At 73.4% G+C, this 17,011-nt stretch carries 9 protein-coding genes; 2 read left to right on the top strand and 7 right to left on the bottom strand.

All coding sequences use genetic code 11. The annotated features are described in order from the left end of the window. The first annotated feature begins 120 nt into the window (after positions 1-120). The gene (locus tag AB0O53_RS27340; protein WP_365198966.1) at positions 121-5,070 is read left to right on the top strand and encodes an NAD-glutamate dehydrogenase; all 4,950 of its coding nucleotides are present in this window, start codon (positions 121-123) and stop codon (positions 5,068-5,070) included. A 95-nt stretch (positions 5,071-5,165) separates the two neighbouring features. Here AB0O53_RS27340 and AB0O53_RS27335 read toward each other — a convergent pair whose 3' ends face one another. Further along, positions 5,166-5,978 carry an ABC transporter ATP-binding protein gene (locus AB0O53_RS27335; protein WP_350999163.1) on the bottom strand — a complete coding sequence of 271 codons (813 nt, stop codon included), beginning with the start codon at positions 5,976-5,978 and terminating at the stop codon, positions 5,166-5,168. After that, entirely contained in the window at positions 5,971-6,879 is a 909-nt protein-coding gene (locus AB0O53_RS27330; RefSeq protein WP_350999160.1) for an ABC transporter permease, read from the bottom strand. The genes AB0O53_RS27335 and AB0O53_RS27330 overlap by 8 nt, the downstream gene beginning before the upstream one ends. A 116-nt stretch (positions 6,880-6,995) precedes the next feature. Between AB0O53_RS27330 and AB0O53_RS27325 the strand changes: the two genes are divergently transcribed. Continuing rightward, complete coding sequence (locus AB0O53_RS27325) at positions 6,996-7,637, top strand: TetR/AcrR family transcriptional regulator (protein WP_350999158.1); 642 nt, start codon at positions 6,996-6,998, stop codon at positions 7,635-7,637. 67 nt (positions 7,638-7,704) lie between these two features. Here AB0O53_RS27325 and AB0O53_RS27320 read toward each other — a convergent pair whose 3' ends face one another. The 5 genes from AB0O53_RS27320 to AB0O53_RS27300 all read right to left on the bottom strand — a co-directional run bounded on the left by AB0O53_RS27320 (position 7,705) and on the right by AB0O53_RS27300 (position 16,950). Further along, on the bottom strand, positions 7,705-9,966 hold the full coding sequence (locus AB0O53_RS27320) for a bifunctional glycosyltransferase/CDP-glycerol:glycerophosphate glycerophosphotransferase (RefSeq protein WP_350999155.1): 2,262 nt from the start codon (positions 9,964-9,966) through the stop codon (positions 7,705-7,707). A gap of 133 nt (positions 9,967-10,099) precedes the next feature. Beyond that, entirely contained in the window at positions 10,100-11,011 is a 912-nt protein-coding gene (locus AB0O53_RS27315) for a carbohydrate ABC transporter permease (RefSeq protein ID WP_350999153.1), read from the bottom strand. Continuing rightward, the gene (locus AB0O53_RS27310) at positions 11,008-12,324 is read right to left on the bottom strand and encodes a carbohydrate ABC transporter permease (RefSeq protein ID WP_365198959.1); all 1,317 of its coding nucleotides are present in this window, start codon (positions 12,322-12,324) and stop codon (positions 11,008-11,010) included. The genes AB0O53_RS27315 and AB0O53_RS27310 overlap by 4 nt, the downstream gene beginning before the upstream one ends. 4 nt (positions 12,325-12,328) lie before the next feature. Continuing rightward, the gene (locus AB0O53_RS27305; protein ID WP_350999148.1) at positions 12,329-13,687 is read right to left on the bottom strand and encodes an ABC transporter substrate-binding protein; all 1,359 of its coding nucleotides are present in this window, start codon (positions 13,685-13,687) and stop codon (positions 12,329-12,331) included. 164 nt (positions 13,688-13,851) lie between these two features. Next, positions 13,852-16,950, bottom strand: coding sequence for an FHA domain-containing protein (locus tag AB0O53_RS27300; RefSeq protein ID WP_365198956.1), 3,099 nt, complete (start codon positions 16,948-16,950; stop codon positions 13,852-13,854). Positions 16,951-17,011 lie beyond the last annotated feature (61 nt).

The following is a 17,011-nucleotide window of genomic DNA, read 5'->3' as shown; positions in this document are numbered from 1 at the left end:
TCCCGGTCGGCTCTCTCGACGGCATAGCGTCGATCCCGAACGGACACCCCGCCTCGCGGCGCTATGTCATTCCTTCCTTCACCTACGTCACGCAATGGCGCGCGACAGGAGCCAGAGGACATGCAGACCAAGCTGGACGAAGCAAAGGCCGAGCTGCTCGCACGGGCGGCCCGGGTAGCTGAGCACAGCCCGGCCGGGGGGCTACTTCCGACTGGGTCCGAGCAGGGAGAGCGTCCGGACCGGGACGCGGTCCTCTCCTACCTCCAGCGCTACTACCTGCACACGGCGCCGGAGGACCTCACGGACCGGGACCCGGTCGACGTGTTCGGAGCCGCGCTCTCCCACTACCGGCTGGCCGAGAACCGGCCGCAGGGCACCGCGAACGTACGCGTGCACACCCCCACGGTGGAGGAGAACGGCTGGACCTCCAGCCACTCCGTCGTCGAGGTCGTCACCGACGACATGCCCTTCCTCGTGGACTCCGTGACGAACGAGCTGTCCCGCCAGGGCCGCGGCATCCACGTCGTGATCCACCCGCAGGTCGTCGTCCGCCGTGACATCACCGGCAAGCTGATCGAGATCCTCGGTCCCGACTGCGACGCGCACGGCCCCCGTACCGAGCGCCCCCACGACTCCCTCGTCGAGTCCTGGATCCACGTCGAGATCGACCGCGAGACCGACCGCGCCGACCTCAAGCAGATCACCGTCGACCTGCAGCGCGTCCTGTCCGACGTGCGCGAGTCCGTCGAGGACTGGGAGAAGATGCGCGAGGCCGCGCTGCGCATCGCCGACGGCCTGCCCGACGAGCCCACCGCCCCGGACCTGCGCGAGTACGAGCTCGAAGAGGCCCGTGAGCTGCTGCGCTGGCTCGCCGACGACCACTTCACCTTCCTCGGCTACCGCGAGTACAACCTCGTCGACGGCGACTCCCTGGCCGCCGTGCCCGGCACCGGCCTCGGCATCCTGCGCTCCGACCCGCACCACAGCGGCAAGGAGGACGGCCACCCGGTCTCGCCGTCCTTCAACCGGCTGCCGGCCGACGCCCGCGCCAAGGCCCGCGAGCACCGCCTGCTGGTGCTGACCAAGGCCAACAGCCGCTCCACCGTGCACCGCCCCTCGTACCTCGACTACGTGGGCGTCAAGAAGTTCGACGCCGACGGCAACGTCGTCGGCGAGCGCCGCTTCCTCGGCCTGTTCTCCTCCGCCGCGTACACCGAGTCCGTGCGCCGCGTGCCGGTCATCCGCCGCAAGGTCGCCGAGGTCCTGGAGCGCGCCGGCTTCTCCCCGGCCAGCCACGACGGCCGCGACCTGACGCAGATCCTGGAGACCTACCCGCGCGACGAGCTGTTCCAGACCCCGGTCGACCAGCTCCAGTCCATCGTCACCTCGGTCCTCTACCTGCAGGAACGCCGCCGGCTGCGGCTGTACCTGCGCCAGGACGAGTACGGCCGCTACTACTCGGCGCTCGTCTACCTGCCGCGCGACCGCTTCACCACCGGCGTGCGGCTGCGCCTGATGGACATCCTGCGCGAGGAGCTCGGCGGCATCAGCGTCGACTTCACCGCCTGGAACACCGAGTCGATCCTCTCCCGCATCCACTTCGTCGTCCGCGTCCCGCAGGGCACCGAGCTGCCCGTGCTGACCGACGGCGACGTCGAGCGCATCGAGGGCCGCCTCGTCGAGGCCGCCCGCTCCTGGGCCGACGGCTTCGACCAGGCCCTCAACGCCGAGCTCGGCGAGGAGCGCGCCGCGGAGCTGCTGCGCCACTACGGCAACGCCTTCTCCGAGGGCTACAAGGCCGACCACTCGCCGCGCGCCGCCGTCGCCGACCTCGTGCACCTGGAGAAGCTGCGCGGCAGCGACAAGGACTTCGCGCTGTCGCTGTACGAGCCCGTCGGCGCGGGCCCCGGCGAACGCCGCTTCAAGATCTACCGCGCCGGTGAGCAGGTCTCCCTGTCCGCCGTCCTGCCGGTCCTCCAGCGCCTCGGCGTCGAGGTCACCGACGAGCGCCCGTACGAGCTGCGCTGCGCCGACCGCACGAACGCGTGGATCTACGACTTCGGTCTGCGGCTCTCGGCGGGCGACCTCGGCGACGACGCCCGCGAGCGCTTCCAGGACGCCTTCGCGGCGGTCTGGAACGGCCAGGCCGAGAACGACAACTTCAACACCCTCGTGCTGAGCGCCGGTCTGACCTGGCGCCAGGCGGTCGTCCTGCGCGCGTACGCCAAGTACATGCGCCAGGCCGGCTCCACCTTCAGCCAGGACTACATGGAGGACACCCTCCGCAACAACGTCCACACCACCCGGCTGCTGGTCTCTCTCTTCGAGGCCCGGATGTCGCCCGTCCGCCAGGCCGCCGGCAGCGAGCTCGTGGACGCCATGCTGGAGGAGCTCGACGGGGCCCTGGACCAGGTCGCCTCGCTCGACGAGGACCGCATCCTGCGTTCCTTCCTCACCCTGATCAAGGCGACGCTGCGCACCAACTTCTTCCAGGCGGACAGCGCCGGCGAGCAGCACTCCTACGTGTCGATGAAGTTCGACCCGCAGGCCATCCCGGACCTGCCGGCCCCGCGCCCGGCGTTCGAGATCTGGGTGTACTCCCCGCGCGTCGAGGGCGTCCACCTGCGCTTCGGCAAGGTCGCCCGAGGCGGCCTGCGCTGGTCCGACCGTCGCGAGGACTTCCGTACGGAGATCCTCGGCCTGGTCAAGGCGCAGATGGTCAAGAACACCGTCATCGTGCCGGTCGGCGCCAAGGGCGGCTTCGTCGCCAAGAACCTCCCCGACCCGTCGGTGGACCGCGACGCCTGGCTCGCCGAGGGCATCGCCTCGTACAAGATCTTCATCTCGGCGCTGCTCGACATCACCGACAACATGGTCGCCGGCGAGGTCGTGCCGCCGCGCAGCGTGGTCCGCCACGACGAGGACGACACCTACCTCGTCGTCGCCGCCGACAAGGGCACCGCGACCTTCTCCGACATCGCCAACGGCGTGGCGGAGTCCTACGGCTTCTGGCTCGGCGACGCCTTCGCCTCGGGCGGCTCGGCCGGCTACGACCACAAGGGCATGGGCATCACCGCCCGCGGCGCGTGGGAGTCCGTCAAGCGGCACTTCCGCGAGCTCGGCCACGACACCCAGACCCAGGACTTCACCGTCGTCGGCGTCGGCGACATGTCCGGTGACGTCTTCGGCAACGGCATGCTGCTCTCCGAGCACATCCGCCTGGTGGCCGCCTTCGACCACCGCCACATCTTCATCGACCCGACCCCGGACGCGGCCACCTCGTACGCCGAGCGCCGGCGCCTGTTCGAGCTGCCGCGGTCCTCGTGGGCGGACTACGACACCTCGCTGATCTCGGCGGGCGGCGGAATCCACCCGCGTTCGGCCAAGGCCGTCCCGGTCACCGCGCAGATGCGCGCGGCCCTCGGCATCGAGGCCGGCGTCACCAAGATGACCCCGGCCGACCTGATGCAGGCCATCCTCAAGGCCCCCGTGGACCTGGTGTGGAACGGCGGCATCGGCACCTACGTCAAGGCGACCTCCGAGACGCACGCCGACGTCGGCGACAAGGCCAACGACGCCATCCGCGTCAACGGCTCCGACGTGCGGGCGCAGGTCATCGGCGAGGGCGGCAACCTGGGCCTGACCCAGCTCGGCCGCATCGAGTTCGCCCGCAGCGGCGCCGGCGGCGAGGGCGGCAAGGTCAACACCGACGCCATCGACAACAGCGCGGGCGTGGACACCTCCGACCACGAGGTGAACATCAAGATCCTGCTCAACGCGGTCGTCGCCGACGGCGACATGACCGTCAAGCAGCGCAACAAGCTGCTCGCGCAGATGACCGACGAGGTCGGCCGCCTGGTGCTGCGCAACAACTACGCGCAGAACACCGCGCTGGCCAACGGCTCGGCCCAGGCGCCCAGCCTGCTCCACGCCCAGCAGCGCTTCATGCGCCGCCTGGAGGGCGCCGGACTGCTCAACCGCGAGCTGGAGTTCCTGCCCACCGACCGGCAGATCCGCGAGCTGCTGAACAACGGCAAGGGCCTGACCCAGCCGGAGCTGGCGGTGCTGTTCGCCTACACCAAGATCACGACGGCGGACGAGCTCATCGTCACCGAGCTGCCGGACGACCCGTACCTGCGCCGCCTGCTCTTCGCGTACTTCCCGGCGGCGCTCGGCGACAAGTTCACCGAGCAGATCGACGCGCACGCGCTGCGCCGCGAGATCATCACGACGATCCTGGTCAACGACACCGTCAACACCGGTGGTTCGACCTTCCTGCACCGCCTGCGGGAGGAGACCGGAGCCTCCACGGAGGAGATCGTCCGGGCGCAGCTCGCGGCCCGCGAGATCTTCGGCCTGGCCGACGTGTGGGACGCGGTGGAGGCGCTCGACAACAAGGTGGCCGCGGACGTCCAGACCCGGGTGCGGCTGCACTCGCGCCGTCTGGTCGAGCGCGGTACCCGCTGGCTGCTCAACAACCGGCCGCAGCCGCTCCAGATCACCGAGACCATCGCCTTCTTCGGGGAGCGGGTGGCCCAGGTGTGGGCGGAGCTGCCGAAGCTGGTGCGCGGCGCGGACCTGGAGTGGTACCAGCTGGTCATGGACGAGCTGACCGGCGAGGGCGTGCCGGAGGAGCTGGCGGCGAAGGTCGCCGGGTTCTCCTCGGCCTTCCCGACGCTGGACATCGTCGCGATCGCGGACCGGACGGGCGTGGACCCGCTGGGTGTCGCCGAGGTGTACTACGACCTCGCCGACCGCCTGGACATCACGCAGCTGATGGACCGGATCATCGAGCTGCCGCGGGCCGACCGCTGGCAGTCCATGGCCCGCGCGTCCATCCGCGAGGACCTCTTCGCGGCGCACGCGGCGCTGACGGCGGACGTGCTGTCGGTGGGCAACGGCGCCTCGACTCCCGAGGAGCGCTTCCAGGCGTGGGAGGAGAAGAACGCGGCGATCATCGGGCGGGCCCGGACGACCCTGGAGGAGATCCGGGGCTCGGACGACTTCGACCTGGCGAACCTGTCGGTGGCGATGCGGACCATGCGCAGCCTGCTGCGCGCGCACAGCTGATCGTCTCCGCGTAGTCGAACGGGCCGGGCCCGGGACCGAAGTGGTCCCGGGCCCGGCCCGTTCGTCGTTGCGGCTGCGGCTGCGCCCACGGGTGCCTAGCCGGTCCTGGTGGAGGCTTCGTAGGCGGCGCAGACCTCGTCCGCCGGGCCGTCCATGCGCAGGACGCCCGAGTCCAGCCAGATCGCACGGTCGCAGGTCTCGCGGACGGTGTTGATGGCGTGGCTGACCAGGAAGACGGTGCCGGCGCGCTCGCGGAGCTCCTCGATGCGGGCCTGGCTGCGCCGCTGGAAGGCCGCGTCGCCGGTGGCCAGGGCCTCGTCGATCATCAGGACGTCGTGGTCCTTGGCGGCCGCGATGGAGAAGCGCAGCCGGGCGCCCATGCCGGAGGAGTACGTCCGCATCGGCAGGGAGATGAAGTCGCCCTTCTCGTTGATGCCGGAGAAGTCGACGATGCCGTCGTAGCGCTCGTGGACCTGCTGCCTGGTCATGCCCATCGCGAGGCCGCCGAGGATGACGTTGCGTTCGCCGGTCAGGTCGTTCATCAGGGCGGCGTTCACGCCCAGCAGGGACGGCTGGCCGTGCGAGTAGATCCGGCCGCGGGCCACCGGCTGGAGGCCGGCGACGGCCTTGAGGAGGGTGGACTTGCCCGAGCCGTTGGAGCCGATGAGGCCGATGGCCTCGCCCTCGTAGGCGGTGAAGGAGACGCCCTTGACCGCGTGCACCTCCCTCATCCCGGGGGCGGGGCGGCGGGAGAACACCCGGCTGAGGGCCGCCGTGGCGCCGCCCTTGCGGGCGCCAGTGCCGTGGACCTTGTAGATGACGTGGACCCCGTCCGCGATCACGGTGGGCACCCGGGTCCCGGTCGCGGCCCGGGTCTCGGGTCCGGTCTTCGTCGTCGTGTCAGCCACGGCCGTACGCCTCCTCTGCCTTCCAGAAGTAGATGAATCCGCCGACGCCCGCGAGGAGGGCCCAGCCGACGGCCAGCAGCCACACGTGGTGCGGGAGCGCGTGCGCGGGGAAGCTGTCGATCAGCGCGAAGCGCATCAGGTCGATGTAGACGGCCGGGGGGTTGGCCTTGAGCGCCACCAGCACCCAGTGCGGCAGGTCGTTCTTGCCGAGCATCTGGTCGATGGACCACATGACGCCCGAGGAGTACATCCACGTGCGCAGGACGAACGGCATCAGCTGGCTGACGTCGGGGCTCCTGCTGCCGATGCGGGCCATGGCCATGGCGCAGCCGGCGGCGAAGACGGCCGTCAGCAGGAGCGCCGGCAGGGCCAGGAGCCAGGCCGGGCCGGGCCGCTGGCCGAAGGCCAGCAGCAGGATCACCAGGGCGGCCATGGAGACGAGCAGTTGCTGGAAGAGCTGCACGACGGTGGAGATGGGCAGGCTCGCGCGGGGGAAGTGCAGGGCGCGGACCAGGCCGAGGTTGCTGTGGACGGCGCGGGTGCCGGCGTTGACGGAGCTGCTGATGAAGTCCCAGACGAAGATGCCGGTGATCAGGAAGGGGACGTAGTCCGGCACGCCGTGGCTGGCCTTCAGGACGAGGCCGAAGATGAAGTAGTAGACCGCCGCGTTGAGCAGCGGGGTCACCAGGTGCCAGACCTGGCCGAGTCGCGCCGTGCTGTACGTGGCCTGCATGCGGGCCGTGGCGTAGGCGCTCACGAAGTGGCGGCGCTGCCAGAGCTGCGCGATGTAGCGGGGGAGCGTGGGGCGGGCGCCGCTGAGCGTGAGGCCGTGGGCGGCGGCCAGCCGGGCGAGTTCCGCGGAGGGGGCGGGCGCGGTCTTGGATGCGGTCGCGGTGGTCACAGGTTCGCTTTCGACGTAGGTCGGGACGGGTCCGTATCGTCGCTACGGTGAGGTTAGGGCGCCGACCGACGGAACGCAACCGTATCGTCGTGACGCTGCGCGGCTATGCTCTGTGCATGACCACGGACCCCGCCCCCTCCGCCGCCGCCTCCGCATCCGCCCGCCGCGCCCCCGCCGGTGCCGCCGTCCTGCGCGAGGACGTGACCGAGGCGATCCGCAACGCGGTGCTGGAGGAGCTGGCCGCGGTCGGGTTCTCCCGGATGTCCATCGAGGGCATCGCGCGGCGCGCCGGGGTCGGCAAGACGGCCGTGTACCGGCGGTGGAAGTCCAAGCTGCACCTGGTGCTGGACCTGATCGGCGCCTTCGCGGTGGACGGCCTGCCGGTGCCGGCGACGGGTTCCCTGTACGGGGACGTACGCGCCCTGCTGGAGGTCATGTCACACGTGCTGCGGCACCCGGTGGCCTCTGCGGTGATCCCCGACCTTCTCGTCGAGGCGTCCCGCAACCCCGAGATCGCGGACGCGGTCCGCGGCGCCCTCCTGGACGGCCAGCACCGCATGGCGCAGGGCATCGTCTCGGACGCCGTCGCCCGCGGCGAACTCCCGGGGGAGATCAGCCCGGGCCACGCCCTCGACCTGCTGATCGGCCCGCTCTACTGGCGCCAGGTCGTCGTCCGCGACGCGGTGACCCCCGCCCACCTGGACACCCTGGCCCACCAGGTGGTGGCAGCCCTGAAATCCACCCCGACCCCGGCCTGACGGCCCGCGGGCCCGCGGGCCTGCGGGACCTACGGGCCCTGTACGGGGTGGGGCAGGGCGGGGCGTCCTACGGCCAGACGTGCGCCAGGGTCGGTTCCGGGGTGGGGGTCGGGGCCGGGGCCGGTGGGGTCGGGTGGCGGTCCGGGAGCGGGACGACCGCCGGGGACGGGACCGTCTGGCCCAGGAAGACCCGGCGGACCACGCGCTCCGCCGCGTGGCCGTCGTCGTGGGTGCAGAACCGCGCGCGGAAGGCCGCGCGGAGCTGGGCGGAGCGCGAGCCCTGCCAGTGGCCCGTGGTGAAGATGTCCACCAGCTCGTCCTGGGTGCGGGCGATCGCGCCCGGCGGACACGAGCGCAGGTCGAAGTACGTGCCGCGGGCCGCCTCGTACGCCTCCCAGTCGTCCGCGTGGATCACGATCGGCCGGTCCAGCGCCGCGTAGTCGAACATCAGGGACGAGTAGTCCGTCACGAGCGCGTCGGAGGCGAGGCACAGCTCCTCCACCGACGGGTGCGCCGAGACGTCCACGAGGCGCGGGTGCGGTTCCCACGTGCGGTCGGCGTCCGCGTACGTCAGGTGGGTGCGGACCAGCACCGTGAAGCGCGGGCCCAGGTCCTGCAGGAGCCGCTCGAAGTCCAGGTGGTCCGGCCGGCTGCGGCGGTAGTCGCGGTGGGTGGGCGCGTACAGGATCGCCGTCGAGCCCGCCGGGATCCCCAGCCGCTCGCGCAGCTCCAGCACGTCCGTCCGGCTCGCGCGGTGGAAGACGTCGTTGCGCGGGTAGCCGTATTCGAGGGTCGTGTACGAGGACGGGACGGCCCTCTCCCACACCAGCGTGGAGTGCCGGTTCGCGGAGAGCAGGTAGTCCCACTGGTCGGCGCCGCGCAGCAGGCCCGCGAAGTCCGCGGTGGGGGTGGCCGCCGGCCGGTCCTGGAGGTCCAGGCCGACCCGCTTGAGCGGGGTGCCGTGCTGGGTCTGGAGCAGGATCTGGCCGGGCCGCTTGACCAGCGCGCGGTCGAAGTTGACGTTCGTCACCAGGTACCCGGCCCGGGCCAGGGCGCTCCAGTACGCCGCCGAACCCGGACGCAGCGCCACCGTCTGCCGCGGGAGCGTCGCGGCGTGCGCCGGGTCGCAGATCCACGCCGTCCGCATCCGGGGCGCCAGTTCGCGCAGGGTGGCCTCGATCGCCGCCGGGTTGCAGGCGTAGCCGCCGTGCCAGTACGCGGAGAAGACCGCGAGCTCCGGGCGCAGCGGCAGCAGCCGCTGGATCCGGTAGTGCAGCCGCATCGAGGACTCCCGCAGGCCCCGCCCCAGTGCCGTGGCGGCCCGGCCCAGCGCCGACCCCGCCGAACGCAGCACCGACAGCACCCGGTAGCTGCGCCGGGCGCCCAGCCGCATCAGCGCGTGGCGGATCCGGTCGGTCCGCGACAGGGACAGCGGCAGCGAACTCCTGGCGCCCGGGGCGCGGTAGCGGCGCAGCAGGGCGGCGGCCCGGCGGAAGAACTCGGCCCGGCTGGCGCGCGGCAGGCGGCGCGCGTCGGCGTACACGGCGCAGAAGTGCTCGGCCATCCGGCGGTGCAGGGTGGAGCGCCAGCGCTCCAGCTCGGGCCGTCCGGCCAGGAAGCCGAAGACCCGGTCGTACTGGTCGAAGATCTCCAGGTGGCGGGGGGTGGAGGTGGTCAGGATCGATCCGGTGCGGCGCTGGCGGTAGTGGACGCAGACCCGGTCCAGGACGGCGACGGACTCCGCGGCCAGCAGTGCCGGATAGGTCCAGGGGGTGTCCTCGTAGAGCCCCGGCGGGAATTCCAGGCCCTCGCGCTCGACGTACTCGCGGCGGTACGCCTTGTTCCACACCACCATCAGCATGGCGAGCAGGGCCGGGCGGTCGGCGAGGCGGAAGCTGGCCGGGCCCTCCTCGGACAGCCGGTGCGCGAGCCGGTTGCGCACCAGTTCCCCGGACCAGTAGGCGCGCGCGTAGTCGTAGACCAGGACGTCGGGGGAGCCGGTGGCCTTCAGCCGGTCCGTGAGGGCCTGCAGGGCGCCCGGGGCGAGGGTGTCGTCGCCGTCGAGGAAGAGCAGGTAGTCGCCGGTGGCCCGGGCCAGGCCCGCGTTCCGCGCCGGGCCCAGCCCCAGGTTGTGCGCCAGGTGCACCGCGGTCACCCGGGGGTCGCGGGCCGCGTACTCGTCGATGATCGAACCGCAGGCGTCGGGGGAGGCGTCGTCGACGGCGATCAGCTCCAGGTCCGGGTACGACTGCGTCAGGACCGAGTCCAGACTCTCCTGGAGATAGGCCTGGACCTTGTACGCGGGCACGATGACGCTGAACCGGGGCACGGGACATCCAGGGGTCGGCGCGGGCATATGGCCCAGGAACCCCCGGCTCGGCGATCGGGTTACGCAGTGTGCGGCATTCGGGTTACGGAGCGTCAACGGTGCACGTGGGGCGGGTACGAGGCGAGTGCGCGGGCTACTTGACCGCGCCGGCCATCACCCCCGTGACGAACTGCCGCTGGAAGGCGAAGAAGACGACGAGCGGGACCACCATCGACAGGAACGCCCCGGGCGCCAGCACGTCGATGTTGTTCCCGAACTGCCGTACCTGCTGCTGGAGCGCGACCGTGATCGGCGGGTTGGCCGAGTCGGCGAAGACCAGGGCCACCAGCATGTCGTTCCACACCCACAGGAACTGGAAGATGCCGAGCGAGGCGATCGCGGGGCCGCCCAGCGGCAGCACCACCCGCGTGAACAGGCGCAGTTCACCCGCCCCGTCGAGGCGGGCCGCCTCCAGCAGCTCGCGCGGGATCTCCGCGAAGAAGTTGCGCAGCAGGAACACGGCGAAGGGCAGCCCGAAGGCGGTGTGGAAGAGCACCACGCCCGCCGTGGTCTCGAACAGCCCGATGGTGCCGAAGAGTTCCGACACCGGGATCAGCGCCACCTGCACGGGCACGACGAGCAGCCCGACGACCACGAGGAAGAGCCAGTCCCGGCCGGGGAACTCCAGCCAGGCGAAGGCGTATCCGGCGAGCGAGCCGAGGACCAGCACCAGCAGGGTGGCCGGCACCGCGATCGCGAAGGTGTTCAGCAGCGAGGAGGTGATCGTGTCGTTGGCCAGCAGCCGCTCGTAGTTGTCGGCGGTCAGCCGCGACGGCGCACCGAACACCTGCCACCAGCCGCCGTCGTTGAGGTCGGTCGGGGAGAGGAGGGAGGAGACGAGCAGCCCCAGGGTGGGCAGCAGCCAGAACAGCGCCGCCACGACGAGGAAGACGCGCACGGCCCCACCGGCCAGCCGGCCCGCGACCCGCCCCGCCAGGCCGCCCGCGGAGCGCCCGGTCCGTGCCGCCGCCCGGGGAGCCGCCGGCGCCGCTTCGGTACGGGTCATCGGGCCCCCTCCTTCCGCAGACGGCGGATGTTCACGAGCATCACCGGAATCACCAGCAACAGCAGCAGGACGGCGATGGCGCTGCCCAGCCCCGGATCGGCATCGGTGCCGAAGGAGGTCCGGTACAGCTGGAGCGCCAGCACGTTCGCGTCGTCCTGCACCGCGCCCGGAGCGATCACGAAGACCAGGTCGAAGATCTTCATGACGTTGATGACGAGCGTGACGAGCACGACCGCCAGCAGGGGCGCCAGCAGCGGCACGGTGATCCGCCGGAACACCTGCCACTCGTTCGCCCCGTCCACCCGCGCCGCCTCCAGCAGCTCGCGCGGTACGGCGGCCAGCCCGGCCCCGATCAGCACCATCGCGAAACCGGCCCACATCCACACGTACGCGCCGATGACCGCCGGGGTGACCAGCGCCGGGCCGAGCCACTCCACCCCGCCGTACGCCTCCCGGAAGTTGGCCGCGGGCAGCCGAAGCAGCGCCCCGTCGGCCTTCTCCGACAGCGTGAAGGTGCCGTCGGCGCGGGCCGTCGCCGTATCGACCACCCGGCCGTCCTTGACCGCCTCGATCCGCATCCCGGAGAAGCCCTGCTCGCTTCTGTCGACCGCGTTCGTCGTGCCGCCCCCGCCCCGGGTGAAGTCCTGCCAGACCGTGCCGGTGACCTTCCCCGCCTCCGCGGGCGGGGCGGCCGCCGTGCGGGTCCCGTCGGGCAGCGCCTCCGGGGCCACGCCCACCAGCGGGAGCAGCACCGGGGTGCCCGCGCGCACCGGCTCGCGGGTCACGAAGGCGCCCCCGCCGGCGTCCGCCAGCGGCGAGTCACGGCCCGGCCGGGCCTTGGGGAAGGCCGAGGACTGGGCGAAGGAGTCGTGGACGCCGACCCATACCGCGTTGGCGACGCCGCGGTCCGGGTCGTGGTCGTAGACGAGCCGGAAGATGATGCCCGCCGCCAGCATCGAGATCGCCATCGGCATGAACACCAGCAGCTTGAACGCCGTTCCCCAGCGGACCCGTTCGGTCAGCACCGCGAAGATCAGCCCGAGGGCGGTGGCCGTGGCCGGGGCGAGCACCACCCACACCGCCGTGTTCCTCAGGGCGGTGCGGATGCCGTCGTCGGCGAAGATCTCCCGGTAGTTGCCGCCGCCGACGAACACGTCGCCGGAACGGTCGAAGAAGCTGCGGTAGAGCGAGTAGCCGATCGGCTGCACGACGAGCGCGCCGAGCAGCACCAGGGCCGGCAGGAGGAACGCCGCCGCCACCAGACGGCGGCGCCGGGCCTCGGTGGACAGACCGTGCGCGGCGGGGGCCGTCACGGGATCAGTTCCCGTAGGCCTTGGCCGCGTCCGCCTCCAGTTTCGCCTGGGTGCCCGCCACGTCGGAGGGGTTCGCCAGGAAGTCCTGGAGCGCCTTCCACTCGCCCGCGCCCGGCGTCCCGCCGAACGCCGCCGGCGCCTGGTCCGACATGTCGAAGCGGAAGTCGTCGCCCGCCGCGATCAGCGCCTTCGCGATGCCCCGCTGGATGTCGTTCGGGTACGCCGCCGGGTCGACCGCCTTGTTCGGGGAGACGAAACCGCCCTCGCGGGCCTGGATCTCGGCCGCGTCCGCCGACGCCAGGAACGTCAGCAGCGCCTGCGCGCCCTTCGAGGGCTTCAGCGCGACGGCCACGTCACCGCCGGAGACCACCGGCGCCTTCTCGCCCACCGCCGGGAAGGGGAACACCAGGGCGTCCTCGCCGATCTTCGCCTCGGTCTGCCCGATGTTCACCGCGACGAAGTCGCCCTCGAAGACCATCGCGGCCGCCGGCCGGTCGCCGCCCGTGAAGGTCTGCGTCACCGACTTCGGGAACTCGGTGGCCAGCGCTCCGCTCGTGCCGCCCGCCAGGAAGTCCTTGCGGCCGAACAGCTCGCCGAGCGTGGTCAGGGCCTGCTTGACGCTGTCGTCCGTCCACTTGATCTCGTGCTTGGCCAGCCGGTCGTACTTCTCCGGGCCGGCCTGGGAGAGGTAGATGTTCTCGAACCAGTCCGTGAGGGTCCAGCCGTCCGCTCCCGCGACGGAGACCGCCGGGGTGCCCGACGCCGACAGGGTGTCCGCCGCGGTGATCAGTTCCTTCCAGGTCTTCGGCGGCTTGACGCCCGCCGCCTCGAAGGCCTTCGCGTTGTACCAGATCAGCGATTTGTTGGCGGCCTTGTAGTAGACGCCGTACTGGGTGCCGCCGACCGCGCCCAGCGACTTCCAGCCCGCCGAGTAGTTCTTGTCCAGCTGCGCCTGCGCCTCCGGTCCCACCGGCTGCGCCCACTTGTTCTGGACCGCCGAGACCAGCGCCCCGACCTGCGGCAGCAGCGCGACGTCCGGGGGAGCCCCGCCGGCGATCTTCGTGCCGAGGAAGGTGACGATCGGGTCCTGGGCCGGGACGAAGGTGACGGAAGCCCCCGTGCGCTTCTCGAACTCCTTGAGGACCTTGGTGAAGTTCTCCTGCTCGGGGCCCGTCCAGACCGCCGCGACCTGGAGCTTCTCGCCGTCCAGCCGCGGTAACTCCACCCCGGGCGAGGCCGTGGCCCCCTGCGGTGGCGCCGGTTCCTTCTCCGCGTCGCTCCCGCACGCGGTGAGCGCGAGCGCGCCCGCCGCGGCCAGCGCCGCCCACCTGAGATGCGTACGGCCCGTTCCGTGCTCGCGCATGGCTCTGCCCCCGATACCCGTGGTGTGTCCCGGACCACAAGGTCTACGCCGACCCGCGCGGCCCCGCAATACCGCGTCACCGGGACGGGCGCGAGGCCGCAGCCCTCCCGGGGGCGGCCCCGCAGCCCTCCCGCGGGCCGTACCGGGGCGGCCCCGGGCCCGTTCTAGGAAGCGTCCTGGGGCGCCGGCGGGAACAGCACGGGTATCGCCGAGACCAGGTGCGCGGCCCGGTCCAGGGCGCTGGCCAGCAGGGCGAGGTCGGTCGGGCCGTTGCCCAGCTCGCGCACCGGACGGCGGGCCGGCGGATCACCCATCCGCTCCCACTCCACCGGGACCACCGTCGGCCGCAGGGTCGCCGTCCGGGGGATCCGCCCGGTGACCCGGCCCGCCTGGAAGGGGACCGTACGGCCGTCCGCGAAGCGGAGCACGCCGCGGCCGGGCCCCGGCTGGTCCGGCGCTTCGAGCTCCACCCGCAGGGCGGCCATCCGGGCCGGGCCGGAGTCGGCCGTACGGTCCGGGCGGGAGGTGCTCGCCACCAGGTGCACGCCGAGCCGGGCGCCGTCGCGGGCCACCGCCTCCAGCGCCCGCACCACCGAGCCGGCGGCGGGCCGGCCCGCACTGCCCAGCCCGGGCGCGACCAGCGCGTCGAGGTCGTCCACCAGCACCACCAGACGGGGCAGCGGGCTCGGCCCGACCGGATCCGTACGGGTGGCCGAGGCGCGCAGCCGCAGCGTTCCCGTCCGTACGGGCTCGCCGGCGCCCGGCGGGCCGGCGGACGGGCCGCCGTCGCCGCGGACCTCGCCCGGGGCGGGCCGGCGGGGCGCGACCATCCGGCCGGACACCTCGCGCTGCGCGTGCCACTCCGCGTAGTGGACGCCGTCCAGCAGCTCGGAGCGGCGCTTGAGCTCCGCGCCCAGCGCCTGCGCGAACTCCCGCATGCGCAGCGGATCGGAGGCGACCAGGTGGGCCGAGACGTGCGGGAGTTCGGTGCAGGGGAGCAGTCCGTCGCCGCGCTCGCCGCCGGCCCCGTCGAGGAGGACCAGGCCGAGCCGGTCCGGGCGGGCGCCCGAGGCCAGCGAAGCCGCCACCGAGCGCAGCAGCTCGGTCCGGCCGCTGCCGGCCGGCCCCTCCACGATCAGGTGCGGGCCGTCGTGGACCAGTTCGGTGCCGACGGGGCCGCGGCGCCCGCTGCCCAGCACGATCTCGGCCAGGCCGCCCTGGCCCTGTCCCCGGTCGGTGGCGGCCGCCCAGCGGGCCATCAGGGAGGCCGGGGTGGCCCGGGCCAGCCCCAGCTCGTCCAGCAGGCGGGCCGTGGCGGGCAGGGTGGCGGCCGTGGGCCGGCTCGGCCCGCCGCTCCCGCCGCCGGCCCCTCCGTCGGTGGGCCGCAGGGGTGCCAGGGCCCGGGCGAACCGCTCGGCCCAGGCGGTGGAGACGGCGTCGGAGACGGCGGTTCCCCCGGTCGGGACCGGCCGGCCGCCCCGGATCTCGAAGGTCCGTACGGCCGTGGCCACGTCCCCGCTGAGCAGGGCGACCGCACCGCAGTCCCGGAAGGCGGGGTTGCCCGCGCAGGCGGACTCGTAGGTGTCGGCGACCGGGGACGCGGGGGTGGCGGCCGGGGCCTCGGCGAGCGCCAGGACGTGGATCCCGGCGGCCGGGCCGTGCGAGGCGAGCCGGCCGGTGATGTCGCGCAGCGCGCCGGTGCCGGGGTCGCCGTCGAGGACGAGGAGGGTGTACGGGCCCGCGTAGCCGTCGGCCGTCTCGCGGACCCGGTCGGCAGGGGCGCTCGCCCAGTGCGCGCCCAGCGGCCCGTCGTCCAGGCGCCGGGTCAGCTCGGCCGTGCGGGCGGCGGCCTGGTCGCGGTCGAAGGCGAGCAGCAGGCGGCAGTCCTGGCCGTGCGCGGGCCGTACATGGGGCAGCCAGCCCAGCCAGCCCCAGTCGCGCCGCCGGTCGGCGAGCGGACGGGCCCGGTCCGCGCAGACGAGCACGATCTCCAGCTGCCCCGGTGCGTGCAGTCCCGCGAGCTGCGCGACCACCCAGCGGGCGGCCCCGGACAGCCGGGCCCGAGGGCCGGCCAGGCCGAGGGCGCCGACGGCGGGCAGCGACACCCGGCTCCCGGTGCCGAGCCCGACCTCCAGCAGCGCGGAACCGGCGTTCCGCCCGGACGTACGGGACCACAGGAGTCCGGTGGGCCCCATCGCGGCCAGCAGCAGCGCGGCCGGGTCGTCGGGGTGCGGCGGGGTGGCGGCCACGACGGCCTCCGCGGCGGCCTCGGCGACGTCCTCCCCGCGCACCCATTTGCGGGCCCACGCGCCGATGCCCTTGCGGCGGCCGGATCCGGGCCGGGACCCGTCCGGCCCGGCCGCGCCGGGGCCGTCGGCGGAGCCGGGCCTGCCGGGGTGGGCCGCGCCGACCGCGCCGGCCGGTCCGTACGGCCCGGCGGTGCCCGCGCCGGTGCCGGAGGCACCCGGTACCGGGCCGGGGGCCGCGGCCGACGCGTGCGGGGCGTACGCGCCGGCGCCGGGGCCGGCCGGGCCGCGGGCGCCCGCGGCGGTCCCGGGAACGTCGGGGAAGGCCCCCGCGGGGCCGGCGGGGCCTGCCGGGCCGCCGGGTCCGGCGGGTGCGGAGAGGGCCAGGTGGCCCTCCTGGTCCGGGGTCACGGGCAGCGCGGGCGCGCCCGCGGGCGCCAGGCGCAGGGTGGACTCGCCGACCTGCAGCAGGGCCCCCGGGGGCAGGGGGACCGGCCGGCTCCCGACCGGGGAGCCGTCGAGGGTGGTGCCGTTCGTCGAGTCCAGGTCGGCCACGGCCACCCGGCCGTCGTCGATCACCGTCACCGCGCAGTGCATCCGGGACACGTCGGGGTCGTCCAGCGGGACGTCGGCGTCGGAGGACCGGCCGACCCGGATCTGCCCGCCGTGCAGCAGGTGCACCCCGCCCGCGTCGGGTCCGGCCACGACGTGCAGCTGGGGTGCGCCGAGGCCGTCCTCGGGGAGCACGTCCGGCATCGGCGCGTTGAGCGCCAGCACCGCGCCGTCCACCAGCGGGGGCTCGCCCAGCACCCGGCGCTGGAGGTCGAGGCGCTCGGAGCCCGCGTACAGCACGACCGTGCCGCCGGTGTCGGGGCCGCCGACGGTGGCCGCGAGCCCGGAGGCGACCGCGGCCAGCGCGGTGCCGGCGGGCGCGGTGACGAGCACGTCACAGCTCGCGGGGGCGGTCGCGGTCTGGTGGCCGCTGCGCGACCCGAGGACGGTCAGCCGGATCTGCATCGCCGTCAGCGGTCCCTTCTGCGCGGTGCGCGGTGTGTGCGCCCGGCAGGGGGTCCCGTGA

The organism is Streptomyces erythrochromogenes, from assembly GCF_040684695.1.
Classification (GTDB): Bacteria; Actinomycetota; Actinomycetes; order Streptomycetales; family Streptomycetaceae; genus Streptomyces; species Streptomyces erythrochromogenes_C.
The sequence above is the reverse complement of the archived record's forward strand: the minus strand, read 5'-3'. Positions and strand labels throughout refer to the sequence as shown.